The following is a 24,139-nucleotide window of genomic DNA, read 5'->3' as shown; positions in this document are numbered from 1 at the left end:
CGTTACCTCCGTAGCGGGTTGCAAAGGTAGGAAACTTTTTAGCTTCCCAAAACTTTTTTTAAAGTTTTTTTCGCCCTATCCGTAAGTGGCTAAATACTAGCCGTTTTACTTTCAATCCCCTTCCTGCCTAACGCAGTGCCACTTTCAATGTCTCCCTAGCCTCCTCCGAAGCAGGTTGCAAAAGTAGGGAAATTATCCGAAAAGACAAACACCAAACCCACTTTTTCTGCCATAGAACACCTAAGTGTATGAAAAACACCATGAAAAAGTTTGATCCCGCCCCTAGTCGCCCCCGGAAATGGCTCGCGTTTGCCCCGCAGTTCGCTCGGGCACAATTGTCACAAGTCCGGCCAAACCCCGACCCAACCATCCTTCTAAAGGAGAAAATGACTTACTTTATTATATAAGTGTATTTAGATTTATTTTAACTAAGATGTCATGAACATCATATATAATATATAAGGTTATCAATTTTATGATTGGCATTTAGATTATTGAATTAATTGATGTAGCAAAAATTTAATAGTCTATATAATATATAATACTATATATTGCATTAATGGTTTTATTTAAAGCTTTAATGTTAAAAATTGTTAAGTGTTTGACAGGTTGAAAGCCTTTAATTAGCTTAGCGGACATTATTTTTAATTGACGTTATCGTATTATTACCTTATCTTTGCACAATGTTTAAAATTAAACACTTACTTATTTTAAGTTCTATCCTCATTTTATTAGGCACAGCGGGCTGTAAAAGCCGTTTTGAAAAATTACGCCTAAGTAATGATGTTGCCAAAAAATACCAAGAAGGTATTAGACTATATAACAAGAAAGATTATTCTAAGGCTTTGATTTTATTTGAGGGCTTAGCACAAAAATATAGAGGGACTGCAGAAGCAGAAGATTTGAACTATTATTACGCTTTTACGCTTTATCGCTTAAAAGACTATACTACAGCTCGTTATAAATTTAAAGAGTTTGCAGATACTTATCCTGCCAGTAAAAATGCAGAAGAGTGTCGCTATATGGGAGCTTATTGTTACTATTTAGATTCTCCAAAATCATCTTTAGATCAAGAGAATACATATAAGGCTATAGATGCTTTACAGTTGTTTATTAACTTATACCCAAAAAGTGATCGTGCAACGCAAGCAGCCCAATATATTGCTAATTTACGCGGTAAGTTAGAAAGTAAAGCTTTTGATAACGCTAAATTATATTATGATTTAGGTGGTTATGATATTACCAACTATAAATCGGCTGTAGTAGCTTTAAAAAATGCTCAAATTGAATTTCCGGATATTAAATATGCTGAGGAAATGAATTTGTTAATTGTGAAATCGCAATATATGTATGCGAAAAATAGTTATGCAGTTAGACAAGAAGATCGTTTTAATGAAGCTATTGGTTATTATAATGAATTTATCGAAGCATATCCTAATAGTAAATATGCAAAAGAAGCTAAGCAATTGAAAGATGATAGTGAAGCTGGAATTGTTACTGCTAGAAGACTTATTGCCGAAGAAGCAGCTTTAGTAGCTAAATATAATGCCTTACAAAAGAAAGGCGAAAAACAAAAAGATAGTACAACTAATAAAGTAGAGATTAAAAACCCATAGAATAATGAATACACCAAAACCCGCTATACCAAATACTACGGTAACGAGAAATGTACATGATTTAGATCAAAATACTGATAACATTTATGAGTCTTTAGTGATAATTTCAAAAAGGGCTAATCAGATTTCTAACAACATGAAAGAAGAGTTGCACGGTAAATTGGCTGAGTTTGCCTCATCTAACGACAACTTAGAAGAAATTTTTGAAAACAGAGAACAAATTGAAATTAGCAAGCATTATGAGCGTATGCCTAAGCCTAGCTTAATTGCAATTGATGAATTTTTGAATGATAAAATTTATTTTAGAAATCCATCTAAAGAGCAACAAAAATAATTAGCCAACTGGCTAGATATACGAGCCGCAGATGTACAAATTAGATTTAATTTGTACATCTGCGGCTTAAAATTTTAATACGTTTTGGTAAGCCAACTTAATTTCTAATCTTTGGTTATCATGCTTAGCAAAAAAAATATTATTCTTGGTGTTTGTGGCAGTATATCCGCTTATAAAGCAGCTTTATTAGTGAGAGCTCTTATAAAAAAAGGTGCAAACGTTAAGGTTATTCTTACTGCCGATGCAAGTAATTTCATTACTCCTCTTACATTGGCTACTCTTTCTAAAAATCCCGTTTATACCCAATACTTCGAAGCCGAAACTGGCGTTTGGAGTAATCATGTGGAATTAGGTCTTTGGGCTGATTATATGATTATTGCTCCTGCGACTGCCAATACGATTAGCAAAATGGCAAATGGTTTGTGTGATAATCTGCTTACAGCGGTTTATCTTTCTGCCAAATGCCCTGTATTTTTAGCTCCTGCGATGGATTTAGATATGTGGAAGCATGAAAGTACTCAAGAGAATATTGAGAAACTTAAAGGTTTTGGTAATATGATTATTGCACCAAATAAGGGTGAATTAGCTAGTGGCTTATATGGGGAAGGTCGATTAGCTGAACCAGATGAAATTGTTGGTTTTATAATAAATGAGATAAAGAAAAACTTACCTCTACTTGGTAAAAAGGTTCTAGTTACCGCTGGCCCAACGTATGAGGCTATAGATCCTGTTCGCTTTATTGGCAATCATTCTTCTGGCAAGATGGGGTTTGCTATAGCAAATGAAATGGCTGCTTTAGGTGCTGATGTAACTTTAGTTACTGGTCCTACTGCAGAAAAAGCAAATGCACAATTACAACGAATTGATGTTATAAGTGCAGCAGATATGCTGTATGCTTGCTTAGATAAATTTCCACACTGTGATATTACCATCATGAGTGCTGCAGTTGCAGATTACACTCCTATTGAAGTTGCTTCGCAGAAAATCAAAAAAAGAGATAGTGAATTTAGTATCAATCTTAAAAAAACCACAGATATTTTAGCGAGTTTAGGCAATATTAAAAGAGATAATCAGTTCTTAGTTGGATTTGCTTTAGAAACGGAACACGAAGAGACATATGCAAAAGAAAAACTGCAGAAAAAAAATTTAGATCTTATCGTGCTGAATTCATTGAATGATGAAGGGGCTGGGTTTAAAACTGAAACTAATAAAATCACTTTATTTAATAGCGCATTTGAGAAAACTAGTTTTGAAATGAAATCCAAAAGCGATGTAGCAAAGGACATTTGCTCTGAAGTACTTAAATTAATACTTAAATGAAAAAAATTATAGGTTTTATCTTTTTACTACTAGTTTGTGGCTTTGTACATGGGCAAGAATTAAATACCCGAGTACAAATTTTAGCTCCAAACATATCTAATATTAACAAGAAAAACCTAGAAGTATTACAAAAAACAATTAGAGATTTTTTGAATAATAATAAGTGGACTAACGAAACTTATTTACCACAGGAAAGGATTGAATGCAATTTTGTAATCACCATAACTTCATGGGATGGCAGTTCTGCTTATACTGCTGAAGCTCAAATACAATCTAGTAGACCTGTTTATGGTAGTTCTTATTACAGTACTTTATTAAATATTAATGATAAAGATTTCGACTTTAATTATAATGATGGGCAGTCTTTAGATTTTTCTGATCAGAATTTCATAACCAACTTAAGTTCGCTTTTAGGTTATTATGCTTATACAATTATTGGATTAGATAAAGATAGTTTTAGCAAATTGGCAGGTACATCATATTTTAACAAAGCCCAAAACGTTTTAAATGTTGCACAAATTTCAGGCAATAAAGGTTGGAAAGCTTTCGATGGTTTGCGCAATCGTTATTGGTTAAATGAAAACCTTCTAAATACTACATTTAAAGAACTTCGGGTATTTATTTACGATTATCATTTTAATGGATTGGATAAAATGCAGGATAATGTAAATAATGGAGCAAAAAATATACTGGCCTTATTGCCAGCTTTACAACAAATGGATAAGCAAAAGCTAGGGTCTATTTTTCCGAATGTTTATTTCGCTAGCAAAGCTGATGAGATTACAAATGTGTTATCCATTATCGATTTACCAGAAAAAATTAAAGCTTTTAATCTTTTAAGTGATATTGATCCCGCTAATATCAGTAAGTACGAAGTGTTAAAAAAGGCTCGTTAAGCCACCTTTTTATCTTTTCTGAAAAAAAATTGTTAAATTTTAGTTAAAATATTTTGTTTATACGAATACATTCGTACATTTGAATACGAAAAAATTCGTAGTGTAACAAAATGGGCAATTCAAACATCAAACCAACAGAGGGTGAACTGGAAATTTTACAGGTGCTTTGGCAAAAAGGCAACTGTACAGTTAGAGAAGTTCATGAAGATTTAAATAAAAAAGATGCTGGCTATACCACAACATTAAAATTAATGCAAATTATGCATGAGAAAGGTTTAGTTGATAGAGATACAAGTGCTAAAACACATATTTATCGTGCTTTAATCAATCAGGAAAAAACTCAGCAACAGTTGGTTAATAAAATGATAGATAATGTTTTTAATGGCTCTGCTGCTCGTTTAGTAATGCAGGCCTTAGGAAATAAAACAGCAAGCCAGGAGGAGATAGATTTGATTAAAGAATATTTAGAAAAACTTGAAAACAAATAATCATGGAAGCAATGATAAATAATCTAATTAAGGCTACTGGATGGAGTATTCTTCATTCTTTATGGCAAGGTGCTATTATTTATGTTATTCTTTTTATCGTTTTAATGGCTTGGCCTAAAATGAATGCTAAATTGAAGCATAATCTTGCCTTTGGTTCATTATTTCTAATTTTTGCAAGTTTCTGTTTTACTTTTTTCTCAATATTTGAATTGCCAACAACAACTTCATCAATAAAAAATATTGCATTTAACGAAACGGCTTATCAGAATTTAACTCAGCTAAGTAAAAGTTTAAATTTTAAAACTGAAGCATATTTTCCTTTAGTTGTTACTACGTATTTAATTGGGATTATTTTTCAATTAATCATCCTTCTATCAAGCTATATAAAGCTCAAAAAATTAAAGCAGGTAAATACTCTATCGGTTCCTGCAGAGTGGAGTTCAATTTTCGAATTAACTCTTACTCAATTAAAGATTAATAAAACAGTTAAATTCTTCTTATCATCTAAAGTTAACGTGCCTTTGGTGATTGGATTTTTTAAACCTGTTGTATTATTTCCAGTTGCATTAGCTACGCAATTGGATCTGAAACAAGTTGAAGCGATTTTAATACACGAATTATCACACATTCGTCGTAATGACTATCTGATCAACCTTGTTAAAACCTGCATAGAAACGTTATTGTTTTTCAATCCATTTGTATGGCTTACCACCAAATTCATACATATAGAAAGAGAACATGCCTGCGATGACTTGGTGGTTAATTTCACAGGTACACCGTTAACCTATGCACATGCACTACTAAAGTTAGAATTATTAAAAGACAAACAAACACCGTCGCTGTCACTTGCCGCAACGGGAAAAAATCAACATTTGTACCAACGAATTAAAAGAATTACAGATATGAAAACGAATTATATGAATGCTAAACAGCAATTCTTAATCCTCACATTAACCATTGCCACTGTTGCATCCTTGGCATGGATAAATCCAACTAAAAAACCATCAGAAAAAGCTAAAAAACCTATTTCACTTACGTTAATTAAAACGTCACCTGAGGAAACAAAAGATTTAAAAAACCATTTAATAGTTAAAGCCGACACTGATACGACCAAAAAGAAAAAACAATTTAAAATGGTTTTTAAAAGCAATGATGGTAAAGAAGTGACCTATACATCTATTGATGATATGCCAGATAGCTTGAAGAAAAAAATAGCTGCAATAGAGAAAAAATTCAACTCTCCTGAATGGAAAGATAAGATGGCTAAAATTGAATTCGACTCTAAAGAGATGGAGAAAAAATTTAACTCTCCAGAGTGGAAAGATAAAATGGCTAAAGTTCAGCAAAATGCTGAAGTATTGGCAAAAAAATTCCAATCGCAGGAATGGAAAGACCAAATGGCTAAAGTACAAGAAGAGAGTTTAACTATTGCTAAAAAATTCCAATCAAAAGAATGGCAAGATCGAATGGCTAAGATTGAGTTTAATGCTAAAGAAATGGAGAAAAAATTTAATTCGCCAGAATGGAAAGATAAGATGGCTAAGATTGAATTCAATTCAAAAGAATTAGAGAAAAAGTTCAACTCTCCAGAATGGAAAAGCAAAATGGCTGATATTCAAAAAAATGCTGAAGAAATGAATAAAAAGTTTAACTCTAAAGAATGGAAAGATAAAATGGAAGAAATGAAAAAGCTTCAAGATTCGCCAGAGTACAAAGAGTTAAGAAAAAAATATGAAAAGGATTTAGAGGAATTAAAAAAAGCCAAAGGAATTAAAACCGACAAAGCCTTCTTATTATTTGATAGTAATTTAGATGTACAAAAAGCATTTTTACCATTAACTGCTAAACTTGCAACTGTTACCAATTTAAAATTAAATACTCCAGATGTTATTTTGGAAAACCCAAGCTTAAAATTAGAAAAATTAAATTCCTTAAAACTCGATGCTACCGCACCACTAAAACTTGAACTGCAAAAGGCTTTTGAGTTAAAACTTAAAGAGAATTAATATACCAAACAAATGACAACCGAGGGTAAGAATGATTTTCTTACCCTTTTTATTTTAGTAAACCTAAATCTCTTCTTGAAAGCTAAACGCTTTTATGTTAATTTAGCATCACGATATGCTACAAAAACTTTCTATACATAATTATGCTTTAATTGATAGTTTAGACATTGAATTTGATCAAGGTTTAAATATTATTACGGGTGAAACGGGTGCTGGTAAATCTATCATATTAGGTGCACTTTCATTAATTTTAGGTCAGCGGGCAGAAAGCAAGTACTTCTTTAATCAAAATAAAAAGTGTGTAATAGAGGGTATTTTTTTATTGGCTGATGAAAAGCTAAAACCCATTTTTGAAACTAATGATTTAGATTTTTTTAAAGAAAGCATCTTGCGCAGAGAGATTTCTATGGATGGAAAATCGAGGGCATTTATTAATGATACACCTGTAAATCTTTCTATTTTAAAGCAAATTGGCGAGCAACTTATTGATATCCACTCGCAGCATGCTACACAGGAAATTAATGATAAAGATTTTCAGTTATTGATTGTAGATTCTTTAGCTAATCATTCATCTCTTTTAGCAGAATATAGATCTGGCTTTAAAAAGCTAAACCAACATAATTTGCAGTTAAAAGCGTTAATTAACAAAGCTGATGACGCCCATAGTAAACAAGATTATGAGCAATTTTTATTCAATGAACTGGAACAAGCGCAATTAAAAGAAGGTGAGCAAGAAGAATTGGAGCAAGAGTTAGAGCGATTAACTCATGCCGAAAGCATTAAAAGAAGTTTATTGGCTACTACTTCCCTACTTACAGAAAATGAAGTTTCTGCAACAAGTATTTTAAAAGAGGCATCTTTGCAACTGCAAAGTATCGAAAAGTTTGATCCAGAAGTTAATTTGCTATATGAGCGCTTACGTTCAAGTATTATTGAGATTAAAGATATTGCTAATGAAACAACTAGCATAGAGGAAAAAACTTTACACAGTGCAGAACGATTATTAACTATTCAACAAAGGTTGGATATTTTATATACCCTACAACAGAAACATCGCGTAGTAAATAATACAGAATTGTTGGCTATACAACAACAATTGGAAGATAATTTAAGTCAGTTACTTTCTTCTGATGAGCAAATTGAACAATTGAAGAAAGAGATCGATTTGCTTAGAACTCAATTAACTCAACAAGCAAAAGAATTAAGTGTAAATCGTAAAAAAGCAATAAAATTAGTTGAAGAGCAAACTACTTTAACACTAAAAAAAGTAGGGATGCCAAATGTAAAACTGGTTTTAAATCAAACCCAACTAATAGAGTTGAATAAGGATGGCTTAGATGAAATTGCTTTACTCTTCACTGCTAATGCAGGACAAGCTCCCGCACCAGTAAATAAAGTTGCATCTGGTGGTGAATTATCGAGATTAATGTTAGCGATTAAAGCTTTGCTTGCTAAACATACCTCACTCCCAACCTTAATTTTTGATGAAATCGATACTGGAATTTCTGGAGAAACGGCACTCAAGGTTGGTGAAGTTATTGCAAGTTTAGGTTTGGATATGCAAGTGTTATCAATTACCCATTTACCTCAAATTGCCGCAAAAGGTAATTCGCATTACTTTGTCTATAAAAATGAAGAAAGCGATAAAACTACCACAGGTATCCGTAAATTAAATGCTGAAGATAGAATTTACGCCATTGCAGAAATGTTAAGAGGTAAAAACCCAGGCGCATCTGCTTTGCAAAATGCAAAAGAATTAATAGGATAATTCAACTTTTATCTGCTTGATTTATTTTTATTTTTTTAACACCTAATTATTTAGTTAAATTTACAGCATGCTTAAAAAACTGCTGTTAAATTTCATCTTAATTGCTTGTATTAGTGTTTATTCCTTTGCTCAAAACACCTATTCTATTAGCGGGATAGTTAAAGACAATAAGGAAACGCTTCCTGGTGCTTCAGTATATATTAGTGGTTATAAGATAGCTACCTCAACTAATAGCGAAGGGCAATTCTCATTGACAAAACTTGCACCTGGCAATTATGATATCTTAGTGCAAATGATGGGGTATCTCCCTTATTCTAAAAATATAATTATCTCCGATAAATCTGTAAATATTGATATTATACTAACTGAAAATGCAACTTTGCTCAAAGAAGTGCTAATTAAACCTGATCCAAATAGAGCTTATTATATTGCTTTATTTAAAGATTTTTTTCTTGGGAAAACTCCAAATGCTAATGAATGTACCATCTTAAACACAAATGTTTTAGGCATAAACGATGATATTCAAAATAGTTTACTAACTATACAAGCCAGTGACTTCTTAATAATTGAAAATAAAGCACTAGGTTATCGCATAAAATATTTATTGAAAAACTTTGAGTATAACTATAGAACTAAAATAATTTATTATGCTGGTAATTCATCTTTCGAAGAGCTAAAAGGAGGTAGAGCCAAACAAAATAAATGGAAAAAGAATAGAGAGATTGCATATAATGGATCTATCCAACATTTTTTTAAATCATTATATTCAAATACAATTAAGGAAGAAGGTTTTGTTATAAACAAATTAGGTACAATCCCAAATCCTGCAAGAAAGCCAGACAGCTTAATAAATACTACTATAAAAAGGTTAATTAGTGCACAAAATGGGATAGCTATTACTTTTAATAGTTCCGATTCTTTATCGTATTGGATGAAGCAGAGAAATGAGCCAAAAGAAGTAAATATCTTAAATCGTGGAGAAGTTTTAGTGGACACTTTAGTGAAACCCTTTAGTTCAGATTTAAAAATGATGAACTATAAAGATGCTTTATATATCATTTACAAAAACGAAGTTGAAACTTCTTCATTTAATAGCTCTGGTTTTAAACAATCTCGCCCACCAGATATAGGGAGTTACCAAATTTCTGTTATTGATTTATTGGAGCCTCGTATCCTTTTTTATGCAAATGGTGGCATTTACGACCCTAGAAGTTTGCTTTACAAAGGCCACATGGCTTATGAAAAAGTTGCAGACTTAGTCCCTATGGATTACATACCTTCCAGCAAAAAATAGCAAATGTTAAAAAAGTTAAATTCCTTCTCATTACTAAATAATATATAGCCTATTTATTACATTAGTTGCCATGTTTAAAGCGCTCTTGTTATCTTGTATTCTCCTATTTTTTAGTATTGAAGGCCATTCCCAAAATACATTTTCTATTACTGGCGTTGTAAAAGATCAAAAAGAAACTTTGCCTGGAGCTGGTGTGTATGTAAGCGGATATAAAATTGCTACTGCTACAGATAGTGATGGAAAATTTCACCTTCCGAATTTAAAACCTGGCAGCTACGATATTTTGGTGCAAATGATGGGGTATCTGCCCTTCTCAAAAAACATTATCATTTCTGATAAATCTGTTCATGTGGAGTTTGTTTTAAAAGAAAATGCAGTAATGTTAAATGAAGTTGTAATTAGAGCGGATCCTAATCGACAAAAATATATCAATCAGTTTAAACAATATTTTATAGGAACATCACCAAATGCCAAAGCTTGTAAAATAATAAATCCTCAGGTATTGAGAGTTGATTATGATATTACAACAAGTACATTAACAGTTAAAACGGATGAATTTTTAATTATAGAAAATAAAGCACTTGGCTATAGAATAAAATACATGCTCGATTATTTTGAATATAACAAGCGTACAAACATTATTTATTATTCAGGTAAACCTTTTTTCGAAGAATTAAAACCATCTAATGCTAAAAACAAGAAATACATTGATTTGAGAGAAATTGCCTATTACGGCTCTGCTCAACATTTTTTCAAATCACTTTATAAAGGAACTAGTAAAGAGGAAGGTTTTATCATCAACAAGATGATAAAAGTTCCTAACCAAAATCGAGCTCAAGATAGTATTATCAATAAAAATATTTTAGCCCTTAAAAATCCACCAGGCAAAACTGGAATTCGCAAAAATGTAGCGAAAATCGATACTTCATTATTGGCATATTGGCAAAAACAACAAGCTTTACCAAAATTCCTTGATAAATTTAATAATGCAGAAGTGCTGCCAGATACCTTAGTTCATTATTACAATAAAGATTTAAAGCTATTAAATTATACAAATTCTTTATGTGTCATCTACACCAAGGAAAGGGAATCTACGGCATATTCTAATTCTGGGTTTTGGATTTTTAGACCTTTATATATTCCAGATTATGAACTTTCGATTGCGAAACTAACAGGTGGTCCAATTCGTTTTTATGAAGGGGGAGGGATTTTAGATTCTCGTTCTCTTTTATTTGAAGGATTTTGGGCATACGAAAAAGTAGCTGATATGGTTCCAATGGATTATGTTCCTTTGGTGAAACGTTTGTAATTGTCTTAATTGTTACATTATTTCATCCAATTATTAGATTATAAATTGCATCTTAGGTTAACATACATGACTTACTAGATGCACTCTTTTAGAATTTTACTTTTCGTTTTTATCTTCCTTATCACAAATATCACGCTGTTTGCTCAAGCATTATCCTTTAAAATAAAAGGTAAAATATTAACTGAAAATAAGCAAACAATAAATGGTGCAACTGTATCTCTTATCAATTTAGATAATAAAGAAATCGCAAAGACTGTATCAACAGTTAATGGAATATTTGAATTAAGTTTTAATTTAAAAGGTACATACACCCTAATAATTAAGCATATTGGTTTTGAAACTTATAAATCAATATTTGAACTTGACAATAAAGATTTAGGTGAAATTTACTTAACAAGCAATTCTCAAACCCTAAATGAGGTTGTGGTCCAAAAAAAACAAAATTTAATAGAAGTTGATGCAAATAGCATTACGTATAATGTTGCAAAGAGTATTACTGCACAAGGTGGAAATGCACTTGATGCGCTAAAAAATGCTCCAGGAATTTTTATTGACAATAATAATTCTATTGCCTTAAATGGCAAGCAGGGTGCGATGATATTATTAGATGGAAAACAGACCTATCTATCCAGTAAAGAAATTGTAGATTTATTAAGGTCGATGCCAGCATCAGAAATTAAATCCATTGAAATTATTAATAGTCCAACAGCAAAATATGATGCTGCTGGTTCTTCAGGAATAATCAATATTAAAAGATTGAAATCTCAAAATGTAGGTTTTAATGGAACAACAACAACCGGTCTTTCATATGGTGTATATTTAAGACAAAATCAAGATTTATCTTTTAATTATAGAAATGATAAATTAAATATTTATGGTAGCTACAATCATTTTCTTGGTTACTATTCTTATTTATATGGGTCTGATAGAATTCAGAATGGTAAAACCTATAATAGTTTTACTGATGATATAGATAAACGAAAAAAAATGGGTACTCGTTTGGGCATCGATTACAATTTAAATGATAAAAATACAGTCGGCATTTTAGTGAATGGTAATTTTATTTTTGGTGGAGGAATTACCGATACTAAAACAGATATCGGTTTACCAAATTCTTCAACAATAGACCAAACGTTAAGCGCAATAAATGACTATTATCATCAAAATACGCAAAGGTATAATGTAAACCTAAATTATAAATATGAAGATTCTTTAGGTAAAATTATCAATATAGATGCAGATTACGGTTATTATGAAAAAAGCGCTGGCAACTTACAATCTAATATTTACACCACACAAAATACACTTACGCAAGAAAATTACTACAGAACTTTAAATGGAGCAAAGATTTATTTAAAAGCTATAAAAGCAGATTATACAACAAATCTTTGGAAAGGAAAGCTAGAGACCGGCGCTAAATATTCTGCAATTGAAACCACGAATAACTCTAGATTCTTCCAAGTGTTTAATCAAAATGAAGTGTTTGATGAACGAATATCTAATACATTTACATTTGATGAGAACATTACAAGTGCTTATGTAAATTACAAAAAGCCATTTGGAAAATGGGTTTTACAAGGAGGTTTACGTGTGGAAAATTCTGATTCAGAAGGTGAGTTAGCTTTTAAAATGAACGGAAAAGATTCACTAGAAAATATTAAGAGAAATTACACTAATCTCTTTCCATCCTTTAGTGCATCAGTTAAAGCATCAGAAAACCATAATTTCTCATTTGGTTACTCAAGGAGGATAGATAGACCAGCTTACAACGACTTAAATCCTTTTGTTTATTTATTAGATGAACTTTCTTTTTGGCAAGGTAATCCATTTTTAAAACCGCAATTAAGTCATCGTTTTACACTACAATATGCGTATAAAAGCAATACAATAGTAAGTCTAAATTTCGCTCACACATCTGATTTCAGCGCAAGCATTACAGATACAGTAGCTAAAACTAGCATCGTAATGATTCCTAGAAATCTAGGCATACAACGAAATATATCACTTTCGATAACTCAAATATATAATCCTACCAAATGGTGGGATATTACCTTTAATGGATCAGTGTATCATATTCAAAACAAAATTGCTTTTGATCAATACAGAAATTTAAACCTAAAACAGTTTGCTGGTAGATTAAATATTCAGCAACGCTTTAAAATGCCTTATGAAATTACTGGAGAAGTTTTAGGATTTTTAACTTCGAGAAGATTGATTGGAGGAAATCAGATTATGAAGCCTACAAGTCAAATCGATTTAGGTTTACAAAGAAACTTTTTAAAAAATAGTGCAACATTAAGATTGGCATTTACAGATATTTACAAGGGAAGTAAAGGATATTCTACTCAGAATTTTGAGGGTTTTTATATGAAGAATTACAGCTATTTTGAAACTCGTCAAATTAAACTAAACTTCACATATAAATTTGCAGATAGTAAAGCTAAAGGCCCAAGATCTCGGAATTCTGCCTTAGAAAACGAGAATGGTCGTATTAAATAATAAACATTTTGTTGAAAATTCAAAACTAAATTTACTAAAAATATTAGTAATTTTAGTTCATGAGCAGCAAGGAAGGAAGTCCAGATAATTATTTAACAGGTCGTGGAGCACAATTTAACACTTCTAATAAATTCTTAAAAAATTCTTTAGCAAAAGAGCATGTAGAAGGGATTGATGATTGGGAAGAACCAAATGCTAAAACAACTTTCATTTTTGGAACATCTAAATCTGTTGTAAACAAAGTTGATAGTCCAGATGTTGGCATGGCTTATTCTCTTAATCCTTACCAAGGTTGTGAGCATGGATGTATTTATTGTTACGCCCGTAATTCTCATGAATATTGGGGCTTTAGTGCAGGATTAGATTTTGAACGAAAAATAATCGTAAAAAAAGATGCACCAGAACTTTTCAAGAAATTTTTAGAAAGAAAGAGTTGGGATGCCTATCCGATATCTTTATCTGGAAATACTGATTGTTATCAACCAGCAGAACGCAAGTTTAAACTTACTCGTCAGCTTTTAGAAATTGCTTTTGCCTATAAGCAACCTATTTCTATGATTACAAAAAATGCGTTAATCTTAAGGGATTTAGATATTTTACAGGAAATGGCACAGCTAAATTTAGCCACGGTGTATGTTTCCATTACTAGTTTAGATGAAAAACTACGTTTAAAACTCGAACCTAGAACAACTACAGCTAAGCAGCGCTTAAAAATTATTGAAGAACTAAGTAAAGTTGGTTTACCTACAGGCGTAATGGCAGCGCCGATGATTCCAGGATTAAATGACTACGAAATGCCTGCAATTTTAAAAGCATGTGCAACCAATGGAGCCAAACGTGCAGGATATACGGTTGTAAGATTAAATGGCGTGATTAACAAAATATTTGAAGACTGGTTGCGCAAAAATTTTCCAGATCGATTTGACAAAGTTTGGCATCAAATACAAAATTGTCATAATGGAAATGTAAATGATAGTCGTTTTGGAACAAGAATGCGTGGTGAAGGTAATTTTGCAGAAATGATTAGAAACACATTCAAACTTCACTGCAGATTAAATGGACTAAATATTGAAAATATTGAATTGGATAGTTCTTTATTCAGAATTCCAAGCGCACAGTTAAATTTGTTTTAATATCAGAAAAAGAATTTATTACCTTCAAATCTTAAATCAATTACATGAATATTGCCTTAGTTACTTATCAGGATAAAGGAGCTTACACTTCTCCAACTGTCGAAAATGAAGACGATTCTCTTTTAAGGTTTCTAAAATCGAAAAACTTAAATATTCAGAAAGTAATTTGGAACGATCCTCAAGTGAATTGGGAATGTTATGACATAGCCATTCTAAAATCTCCTTGGGATTATTTTGATTTAATCACTGACTTTTATCAATGGTTAGAAAGTTTGAAAAACAAAAACGTTAAACTTTTAAATCCAATCGATATTGTAAAGTGGAATGCAGACAAACATTATTTGCAGGATATTGAAAAAGCTGGATTGAAAGTAACACCAAGTATTTTTATTGATAAAGGACAAAAAATCAACCTACAAGATTACTTTGAAAAACTAAGTACAGATAAAATTATTGTTAAACCATCTGTAAGCGGTGGCTCTAAAAATACATTTAAAGTTACAGCAATAAACGCTGAAGAGATCAGCACAAAACTTAACGATTTACTTCAAAAGGAAGATTTTATTCTTCAACCATTTCTAAGTGAAATCGAAGAAACTGGTGAATGGTCCTTGCTGTTTTTTGGTGGAGAATTTAGTCATGCGTTATTAAAAAAAGCAAAATCTGGAGATTTTAGAGTACAACACACCTTTGGTGGAACAATACATCCGCAGCATCCCTCTCAACATTTATTAGCAACAGCGCAGCAATATGTTAATCATTTTGCAAAAGATTGTTTGTATGCTAGAGTTGATGGCGCAATTGTGAATGACGAGTTTTTATTGATGGAATTAGAGCTTATTGAGCCTTTTCTTTTCCTAGCTACAGAAGAAAAAGCTTTGGAGAATTATTATGAAGCATTAATGAAACTAATTTAAGATCAAGTTTTTTTTACGAATGTAAAAGAAACCTAATCCCGCTACAACGAGCAAGATTAACATATTATAATCATCTATTGGACAATTTAATATAGTTGTATCACCTAAAAATCCTGACCCTAACCCACTTACAGTACAAGGATTTGTGGTTTGTTTATATACACAACCTGAAAGTGCGTTAGAAGAAGTCGTTGACCTATAAGTTGTGCCACTTTGTAATGAAGTATAAATTTTTGATAGGTTAGAGTTAAGGACACAACCAGTTGCCGCATTTACGGAAATAGAAAGTCCAAAAGCGACCAATAATACGATGAAAAATTTTGACATGAGAGCAAGCTAAATTAGCTATACTAAGATAGCTATTCCTTTTTATTAAATGTCATAATATTTCTGTGAAAATTAATTCAAATCAAAGCTTTATTGCGAATATAGAAAAATCCAAACCCGCTAAAAACTAGCAAGATTAACCAAGTATAATAATCTAATGGGCAATTTAATATTGTTGTATCACCTAAAAACGCTGGTCCAGCACCACTTACTGTACAAGGACTTGTAGTTTGTTTATAGGTACAGCCTGTTAACGCAGTAGAAGAAGAATTTGATTTATAATTAGTACCATTTTGCACTGAAGTATAAATCTTTGTCAAGTTAGAATTAAGAATACAGCCAGTTGCTGCCTTAACATTGTTTGACAAAGACAAAGTAAATAAAAGTAGAATTATATATTTTAGCATGGTTATTAATTCAATCTATTTTATTAAAAAATCCATGCCTAGGGAGAAAAGCGTTAATGGATAAGTTAATATCAATCATATACGTGATAATTAAATCTGTAGTCTTAACTTTAAATTTAACTACACAAATTTACAACTTGTTAGAATAAAAAACACGTATTTAACGAAATAATTACGTATTTATACGGAAAATAGACTAGATTATGTTAAGAAGTGATTAGATCTAACGAAGATATAGAAGAACTCTGCAGTACTAAGAGGCTATGGCTTAGACTTAAACAAAAAAACCCCGTATAGAATCATCTAAACAGGGTTTTCTCTAAAGTGGACTAAATTAAGCTCCTTCTTCTTTTTTCTTCTTCTTACCATCACTTTTATGGGCAACAGTAATTTCTTCTTTCTCTTTATCGTAATCGATTTCTAAAGTATCTCCATCATGAATATCTCCTTTCAAGATTTCTTCAGCAATTGGATCTTCTAAATATTTCTGAATAGCTCTTTTCAATGGACGTGCACCAAAATTACTGTCGAAACCTTTATCTGCAATAAATTCTTTTGCAGCATCAGTCAATTTTACTTCATAACCTAAATTATGTACACGACCAAATAATGATTTTAATTCGATATCAATAATTTTAAAGATTTCATCTTTACCCAAACTATTAAACACAACTACATCATCTACCCTGTTTAAAAATTCAGGAGCAAAAGCACGTTTTAATGCATTTTCAATTACCCCACGGCTATGCGCATCGCTCTGATTAACCTTTGCTGAAGTAGAGAAACCAACACCTGCTCCGAAATCTTTCAATTGACGGGCGCCAATGTTAGATGTCATGATGATAATTGTATTTCTAAAATCAACTTTTCTGCCTAAACTATCTGTCAACTGACCTTCATCCAATACTTGTAACAAGATATTAAATACATCTGGGTGAGCTTTTTCAATCTCATCTAATAAGATAACCGCATATGGTTTTCTTCTAACTTTTTCTGTTAACTGACCACCTTCTTCATAACCAACATATCCAGGAGGCGCTCCTACTAATCGAGAAACGGCAAATTTTTCCATGTACTCACTCATGTCAATTTGAATTAGCGAATCATCGCTATCAAACATAAAACGAGCCAATTCTTTTGCTAATTCAGTTTTACCAACACCTGTTGGACCTAAGAAAATAAATGAACCAATTGGTTTTTTAGGATCTTTTAATCCAGCTCTTGTACGTTGTATTGCTTTCGTTAATTTCTTAATTGCATCATCTTGACCAATAATTTTCTCTGCAACAGTATCGTACATATTTAATAGTTTCACACTATCTGTCTGGCCTACACGTTGCAAAGGAATACCAGTCATCATAGAAACTACTTCAGCTACATTATCTTCTGAAACTTCGTAACGTTTAGTTTTTGTTTCAGCTTCCCATTCTGCTTTGGCACGATCTAATTCCTCTAAGAGGTTTTTCTCTGTGTCACGCAATTTAGCAGCTTCTTCGTATTTCTGGCTTTTAACCACTTTATTCTTTTCAATCTTAATATCTTCTATTTTACTTTCAATAGTGATAATATTTTCTGGAACATGAATATTGGTTAAATGCACTCTAGAACCCGCTTCGTCTAATGCGTCAATCGCCTTATCTGGTAAAAAACGATCAGTAATATATCTAGATGTTAATGCAACACAAGCATTTATAGCCTCATCTGTGTAGGTAACACCATGATGTTCTTCATATTTTTCTTTAATACGATTTAAAATCTCAATCGTTTCATCTGGTGAAGCTGGCTCGATCATTACTTTTTGGAAACGACGATCTAACGCTCCATCTTTTTCAATGTACTGACGATATTCATCTAATGTAGTTGCGCCAATACATTGTATTTCGCCCCTGGCTAATGCAGGTTTAAACATATTCGATGCGTCTAAAGATCCAGATGCGCCACCTGCACCAACAATGGTATGAATTTCATCTATAAACAAAATTACATCGGTAGATTTTTCTAGCTCATTCATTACCGCTTTCATGCGTTCTTCGAACTGACCACGGTACTTTGTACCAGCCACTAATGACGCTAAATCTAACGTAACAACACGTTTATTAAATAAAACACGAGAAACTTTGCGTTGTACAATTCTCAATGCTAAACCTTCTGCAATGGCACTTTTACCAACACCTGGTTCACCAATTAAAATTGGATTGTTTTTCTTTCTACGTGATAAAATTTGAGAAACACGTTCAATTTCTTTTTCACGACCAACGATTGGATCTAAACGACCTTCTTCGGCAGCACGTGTTAAATCACGACCAAAATTATCTAATACAGGGGTTTTAGATTTAATATCCGAAACCTTTTTAGGTGTGCTAAAACTTTCTTCTTCTTGAAAATCGTCATCGCCACCACCAGCAGTACCACCACCTTGCGCTTCGTCTCTAAAGCCATTTTTGTTGACTTCGACCTCCTGTTTAAAAATTTCGTAGGTAACGCTGTATTGCAATAAAATTTGCGAAGCAATATTATCATCATCTCTTAAAATAGATAACAATAAATGCTCTGTACCAATTAAATCGCTTTTAAATATTTTCGCTTCTAGATAAGTTATCTTTAATACCTTTTCAGCCTGTTTTGTTAATGGGATATTACCCAAATTAACTGTAACGCTAGATGTGCCACGAACAGCTTCTTCAATAGAGCGACGAAGTTTCGCAGTATCTACCCCTAAAGATCTTAAAATCTTTATGGCCATACCATCACCTTCGCGAATAAGGCCCAATAACAAATGCTCTGCGCCTATATAATCGTGTCCTAATCTCAGGGCTTCTTCCCTGCTAAAAGAAATCACGTCTTTTACTTGTGGAGAAAATTTAGCTTCCATAATATGTGTGTAATCGGGTTGACTCTAAACTATAAATTACTTTTATAAATATAGCTTCCCAATTTTTATATTTTATCAACAATTACGCCATTTTGGTGGATAAAGATTTCTAGGATGACGATATTTCCTAAAACTTACCATCTTCTGACTAAATATACAATTTTAGTAAGATAAATACGCAATAATGGCAGGTGGTTTGATTAGATTTTGATGGGTTAGTAAGAAGACAAGATTCTCTTTAAATGCTGTTAACAATTATTGATGTTTAACTACTTACCTTTTTCATTAGCAATCTCAGGCATATCAATATATATTTTTTCAATTTCCTTTAATTCATCCTTAAACCCATCGTCTTCTAATAATTCTAAAATCTGTTTAATGGTTTCCAAAAAATCTTTTTCTTTATGTTTAAAGTATTTATCAAGATTTTTCCTTGAACACCGCTTCAATGAGTAGCCTATATTATTGAAGAAAGTTTGATGAGGTTTACTATTCGATTTTAAACTATATAATAGTGCGAAAATGAAATTATATGTAGCTTCTTCATATTCTTCTTTCTCTCCCGCCATTAGACCTTGTAAATGAGTCATAGATGATATTCCTTTGTTTGTAATTATCAATTTTAGCTCTTCAATATTCTTATCATTCTCTTTTCTCAATTCCACCAATGCCTCCTGATATTCATTTTGAATTTCTTCTTTCAATTTTGTTAGATTGTCTAGAGATTCTCTAACAATATCAGCTTTTAACTGCTCTAAGGATTGAGCTGATTTAGCATCAATGTTTTTTTCAAGTTGTATTAAGGATTCCGAGGTTTTAACACTAATATCAGCCAATAGTCTATCTTCACTTAATTTGAGCTGTTTTTTTTGATACCATTGAATAATAAGAGGTACAACTATTCCGACTATTATGAACAAAAGAGTAACTGTGACTGCTAGCTTTGTCCACGCATTATTGTAAAAAGTATCTACTTTATTGATTAAATCTAATGACTGAGAATCTTTAGAGTTTACAAAAACCGTGTCATGTACTGTCTTTATAGTTCTAATTGTATCAATTTTAACTATTTGAGAAATTTTTAAGTTTTGTGATAACATTTGTGAGCGATTTATTCTTCTAATATAAACAGAATCTATAATATCTAATATCAAGAAAGGCTACGATCAATTAAAAGAATTTATTCTTTACTACTTCGCGATGCTGTTTTCTTGGAGTTTAAAGTATAAGTTCTTATCAGTACTGAATACTCACAAATCTCCGTGTTTAAATCTTCTCAACCAAAATCAGAATTTCTATTCGCTAAACATCTTCCATCTTACCTCTTCCATCTTCCGTTTTATCAACTATCTTTGCTTCAAGATTCAAAAAATTATGTCAGACGAGAAAATAATCTTTTCAATGGCTGGAGTGAGTAAAATCTATCCACCACAAAAACAGGTTTTAAAAAATATTTACTTATCATTCTTTTACGGTGCTAAAATCGGCGTTGTAGGTTTAAACGGTTCTGGTAAATCATCCTTATTAAAAATTATTGCTGGTTTAGATAAATCGTTTCAAGGCGAAGTAGTTTTTAATGCTGGATATAGCGTTGGTTACTTAGCTCAAGAACCAATTTTAGACGAGAGCAAAACCGTTCGTGAGGTTGTAGAAGAAGGTGTTGCAGAAATTACTGCTATCCTTAAAGAATACGAAGAAGTTAATGAGGCATTTGGCTTAGAAGAAAATTATTCTGATGCCGATAAAATGGATAAATTAATGACTCGCCAAGGCGAGTTGCAAGATAAAATCGATGCAGTAAATGCTTGGGAATTAGATACCAAGTTAGAAAGAGCAATGGATGCTTTACGTTGTCCAGAGCCAGATACAAAGATTGGTGTACTTTCTGGAGGTGAGCGTCGTAGAGTAGCAATGTGTCGATTATTGTTACAAGAACCAGATGTTTTATTGTTAGATGAGCCTACCAACCACTTGGATGCAGAAAGCATCGATTGGTTAGAGCAATTTTTACAAAACTATAAAGGAACAGTTATCGCTGTTACTCACGATAGGTATTTCTTAGATAACGTTGCAGGTTGGATTTTAGAATTAGACCGTGGTGAGGGTATTCCTTGGAAAGGGAATTATTCTTCATGGTTAGATCAAAAAGCAAAACGTTTAGCACAAGAAGATAAAACAGAAAGCAAACGTCAGAAAGCATTAGAGCGTGAGTTGGAATGGGTACGTATGGCGCCAAAAGCTCGACATGCAAAATCTAAAGCTCGTTTAGCAAACTATGATAAATTGGCATCTGAAGACGGGAAAGAACGTGAAGATAAATTGGAATTATTTATTCCAGCTGGGCCGCGTTTAGGTAATGTAGTAATTGAAGCTACAGACGTAACCAAAGCATATGGTGACAAAATTTTATTCGAAAACTTAAACTTTTCTTTACCTCCTGCCGGGATTGTGGGTATTATTGGCCCAAATGGTGCTGGTAAAACTACCTTGTTCCGTTTAATTACTGGACAAGAGACACCTGACAAAGGTACTTTTAGAGTGGGTGAAACTGTTGAATTGGGTTATGTAGATCAAATGCATAATGATTTAGAGCCAGAAAAAACAGTTTATGAAAACATTACTGATGGTTTAGATAACATTCAATTAGGTAATAAGGCTGTAAATGGTCGTGCTTATGTTTCTAAATTTAACTTTAATGGTGGGGATCAACAAAAGAAAGTTGGCATTTTATCTGGTGGAGAAAGAAACCGTGTTCACTTAGCAATAACATTAAAAAAAGGTGCTAACGTTTTATTACTGGATGAGCCTACGAATGATATCGACGTAAATACTTTACGTGCTTTGGAAGAAGCTTTGGAAAACTTTGGGGGTTGTGCAGTAGTAATTAGTCACGATAGATGGTTCTTAGATCGTATTTGTACACACATTTTAGCTTTTGAAGGAAACTCAGAAGTTTATTTTTTTGAAGGTAACTATTCGGATTACGAAGAAAACCGTAAGAAAAGATTAGGAGATGTAACACCACATAGAATTAGATACAAAAAACTAGTTTAAATAGAAAAGGCTCCAAATGGAGCTTTTTCTATTATATCAAAACTGTATTAATTTTTTGTAAGCCAACTTTCTAATATTCTTCGTTGTAACTCAGTTAAATTTTCTTTTCTGCTAATGGTAAATGATTTATTCAACTTATTTTCCAATTTCAGGTTTACCTCTTTTTTTACTCCACCTTGTAAAATATTAAATGTTATAATTTCATTAGCTTTTTTATTTTTTTCAATATCTAAAATACTTTGCACATTCACTGCAGTTTGTCCCAAGGTTAAAATAACATCTCTGTTTCTTATTCCTGCTATCCATGCGGGAGATTCATAATCTACATTGCTAACCACTAAACTATCATTACGCATACGTGTTTTTATTCCTGTATAACTTGTAGGTAATACTCTAGTTACTGTATCGATATTTAAACCTGCATAATTCAAGTATTTCTGATAATCTAATTCTTTTGTTGTGGTAGTATATTCAAAAAGTTCGGTTAAATCTGTTCCCGCAATTTTTTCAGTTTCAGTTCTAAATTCTGCTTCTGTAAATCCTCTTTTTAATTGTTGATAGTATTTAGTATACATTTTCCTCATCACATCATCTAAAGATTTCTGATTGTTAGTGGCATTTCTAATTTTAAAATCAAGCAACATCCCTACAACTGGTCCTTTATCATAATAAGATATTGTTCTATTTATTTCATCTTCGTTTCTACCAAATGGTCCATCAGACCAAGTATTGTAACTCGCTTGTATAAGAGATTGGAAATGTCTACCAGGCTTATTTTCAAAAGCGATGATATTATTTTTAAAATTATCATACAATTGACCTTCTGTCATTAAACCAGCTCTTTTAACAACTAAATATTCATAATAAACAGATAATCCTTCAGAAACCCACAGCATGTTGGTTCTGCTACCTTTTTTATAATCAAAAGGACCCAACTCAATTGGCCTTATTCTTTTCACATTATAATGATGAAAATATTCATGTGCAATAAAATTGTATAATTTATTTCTACCATCCGCAGTAGTTAGCCCTCCTCCGTCGAAACTAATAGTTGTAGAATTCAAATGTTCGATACCTCCTTGTCCTGGACCAATAGCAATAAAAGTATAATCTTGATAAGGAATATGGCCGATTAAATCTGAAGCAGATTCAACAATTTTTTTAACATCGGCAATAAATTTTTCCTTATCAAAATCACCCATTTTATAACCTACAAAATAATGGGGAATTCCTTTAACCGTAAAAGAAGGCAAAGATTCCAAAGGACCTACTAATAATGGACTATCATACAAAATATCATAATCTGATGCATAATAAGTAAATGGTTTATCCTTTAGTTTTAACAAACCAGTAGCTACAGTCCAATTATTAATGGGCTTAATTTGAACCTTAGACGCTTCATTTATTTTACCTTCTGGATAAAGAAATAAAGCTCCTGGAATAATATATCCCCTATCTATGCCTAAATAACTCGACGCAACAAAAGCTCTTGTTGCTTTAACATTATAGGTAATAGTAACCAAAGTCTGTTTATCAGCACTAATCGTCCAAGTATTTTCATCTCTTTTTTTCCATGTCACTGCTGAGCCAGCTTTATCCCTTACATCAAAATCTGATACATATTGGGCAAAATTCATCTTTTGATAATAGCCAGGAGTCCAAATAGGCATTACAAAATCTGAAGTTTCGGTTATTGTTGTTTCCATAGATACCTGAAATTTGTGTTGTTCAGGGTTTTCCATTGATACTGTATAATTAATAAATGTCTTCTGCTGTGCTTTTATATTGTCTATATTAAACACAATTAAGCCGAGGAATAAGATATAGAGAAAGGATATTTTCATTATAAAAATTTTAATGATCTAAACTAGAAAAAATTAAGTGCAAATTAAATTAAAC

The 24,139-nt window shown here is 32.0% G+C and carries 18 protein-coding genes; 13 read left to right on the top strand and 5 right to left on the bottom strand.

Going from position 1 to position 24,139, the window contains the following annotated elements:
* Positions 1–683: 683 nt before the first annotated feature.
* From HQN85_RS12120 to HQN85_RS12065, 12 genes are all read left to right on the top strand, one after another.
* The gene (locus tag HQN85_RS12120; RefSeq protein ID WP_173272497.1) at positions 684–1,616 is read left to right on the top strand and encodes an outer membrane protein assembly factor BamD; all 933 of its coding nucleotides are present in this window, start codon (positions 684–686) and stop codon (positions 1,614–1,616) included.
* A gap of 4 nt (positions 1,617–1,620) precedes the next feature.
* Positions 1,621–1,950 carry a DNA-directed RNA polymerase subunit omega gene (locus HQN85_RS12115; RefSeq protein ID WP_173272496.1) on the top strand — a complete coding sequence of 110 codons (330 nt, stop codon included), beginning with the start codon at positions 1,621–1,623 and terminating at the stop codon, positions 1,948–1,950.
* A gap of 120 nt (positions 1,951–2,070) precedes the next feature.
* A complete protein-coding gene (gene coaBC / locus HQN85_RS12110; RefSeq protein ID WP_173272495.1) occupies positions 2,071–3,270 on the top strand; it encodes a bifunctional phosphopantothenoylcysteine decarboxylase/phosphopantothenate--cysteine ligase CoaBC in 1,200 nt (399 codons plus the stop codon).
* Positions 3,267–4,166, top strand: coding sequence for a type IX secretion system protein PorD (gene porD / locus HQN85_RS12105; RefSeq protein WP_173272494.1), 900 nt, complete (start codon positions 3,267–3,269; stop codon positions 4,164–4,166). The genes coaBC and porD overlap by 4 nt, the downstream gene beginning before the upstream one ends.
* A 110-nt stretch (positions 4,167–4,276) precedes the next feature.
* A complete protein-coding gene (locus tag HQN85_RS12100) occupies positions 4,277–4,654 on the top strand; it encodes a BlaI/MecI/CopY family transcriptional regulator (protein WP_173272492.1) in 378 nt (125 codons plus the stop codon).
* A gap of 2 nt (positions 4,655–4,656) precedes the next feature.
* Entirely contained in the window at positions 4,657–6,660 is a 2,004-nt protein-coding gene (locus tag HQN85_RS12095) for a M56 family metallopeptidase (RefSeq protein ID WP_173272490.1), read from the top strand.
* Between the two features lie 115 nt (positions 6,661–6,775).
* Complete coding sequence (gene recN / locus HQN85_RS12090) at positions 6,776–8,428, top strand: DNA repair protein RecN (RefSeq protein WP_173272488.1); 1,653 nt, start codon at positions 6,776–6,778, stop codon at positions 8,426–8,428.
* Positions 8,429–8,495: 67 nt separating this feature from the next.
* Complete coding sequence (locus tag HQN85_RS12085; protein ID WP_173272486.1) at positions 8,496–9,722, top strand: carboxypeptidase-like regulatory domain-containing protein; 1,227 nt, start codon at positions 8,496–8,498, stop codon at positions 9,720–9,722.
* Positions 9,723–9,792: 70 nt separating this feature from the next.
* Complete coding sequence (locus tag HQN85_RS12080) at positions 9,793–11,031, top strand: carboxypeptidase-like regulatory domain-containing protein (RefSeq protein WP_173272484.1); 1,239 nt, start codon at positions 9,793–9,795, stop codon at positions 11,029–11,031.
* 78 nt (positions 11,032–11,109) lie between these two features.
* Positions 11,110–13,530, top strand: coding sequence for a TonB-dependent receptor domain-containing protein (locus HQN85_RS12075; protein ID WP_173272482.1), 2,421 nt, complete (start codon positions 11,110–11,112; stop codon positions 13,528–13,530).
* 59 nt (positions 13,531–13,589) lie between these two features.
* A complete protein-coding gene (locus HQN85_RS12070) occupies positions 13,590–14,663 on the top strand; it encodes a PA0069 family radical SAM protein (protein ID WP_173272480.1) in 1,074 nt (357 codons plus the stop codon).
* A gap of 44 nt (positions 14,664–14,707) precedes the next feature.
* Positions 14,708–15,580 carry an ATP-grasp domain-containing protein gene (locus HQN85_RS12065; protein ID WP_173272478.1) on the top strand — a complete coding sequence of 291 codons (873 nt, stop codon included), beginning with the start codon at positions 14,708–14,710 and terminating at the stop codon, positions 15,578–15,580.
* Here HQN85_RS12065 and HQN85_RS12060 read toward each other — a convergent pair.
* The 4 genes from HQN85_RS12060 to HQN85_RS12045 form a co-directional block, all read right to left on the bottom strand.
* Positions 15,572–15,907, bottom strand: a complete 336-nt coding sequence (locus HQN85_RS12060) for a hypothetical protein (protein ID WP_173272476.1) — start codon at positions 15,905–15,907, stop codon at positions 15,572–15,574. The two genes, HQN85_RS12065 and HQN85_RS12060, sit on opposite strands and share 9 nt — an antisense overlap.
* Positions 15,908–15,984: 77 nt before the next feature.
* Positions 15,985–16,314, bottom strand: a complete 330-nt coding sequence (locus HQN85_RS12055) for a hypothetical protein (RefSeq protein ID WP_173272474.1) — start codon at positions 16,312–16,314, stop codon at positions 15,985–15,987.
* Between the two features lie 334 nt (positions 16,315–16,648).
* Positions 16,649–19,186, bottom strand: coding sequence for an ATP-dependent Clp protease ATP-binding subunit (locus tag HQN85_RS12050; protein WP_173272472.1), 2,538 nt, complete (start codon positions 19,184–19,186; stop codon positions 16,649–16,651).
* Positions 19,187–19,455: 269 nt separating this feature from the next.
* Positions 19,456–20,286 (bottom strand): hypothetical protein, encoded by an 831-nt coding sequence (locus tag HQN85_RS12045; protein WP_173272470.1) that lies wholly within the window; start codon positions 20,284–20,286, stop codon positions 19,456–19,458.
* Between the two features lie 274 nt (positions 20,287–20,560).
* Between HQN85_RS12045 and ettA the strand changes: the two genes are divergently transcribed.
* Positions 20,561–22,240 (top strand): energy-dependent translational throttle protein EttA, encoded by a 1,680-nt coding sequence (gene ettA, locus HQN85_RS12040; protein WP_173272467.1) that lies wholly within the window; start codon positions 20,561–20,563, stop codon positions 22,238–22,240.
* 47 nt (positions 22,241–22,287) lie between these two features.
* On the opposite strand, the gene HQN85_RS12035 is transcribed toward ettA, so the two are convergent.
* Positions 22,288–24,084 (bottom strand): M61 family metallopeptidase, encoded by a 1,797-nt coding sequence (locus HQN85_RS12035; protein ID WP_173272465.1) that lies wholly within the window; start codon positions 24,082–24,084, stop codon positions 22,288–22,290.
* Positions 24,085–24,139 lie beyond the last annotated feature (55 nt).

The organism is Pedobacter boryungensis (genome assembly GCF_013204825.1).
In the GTDB taxonomy this organism is placed as follows: Bacteria; Bacteroidota; Bacteroidia; order Sphingobacteriales; family Sphingobacteriaceae; genus Pedobacter; species Pedobacter boryungensis.
Note: the sequence above shows the minus strand (reverse complement) of the source record. Positions and strands in the feature narration are given on the sequence as shown.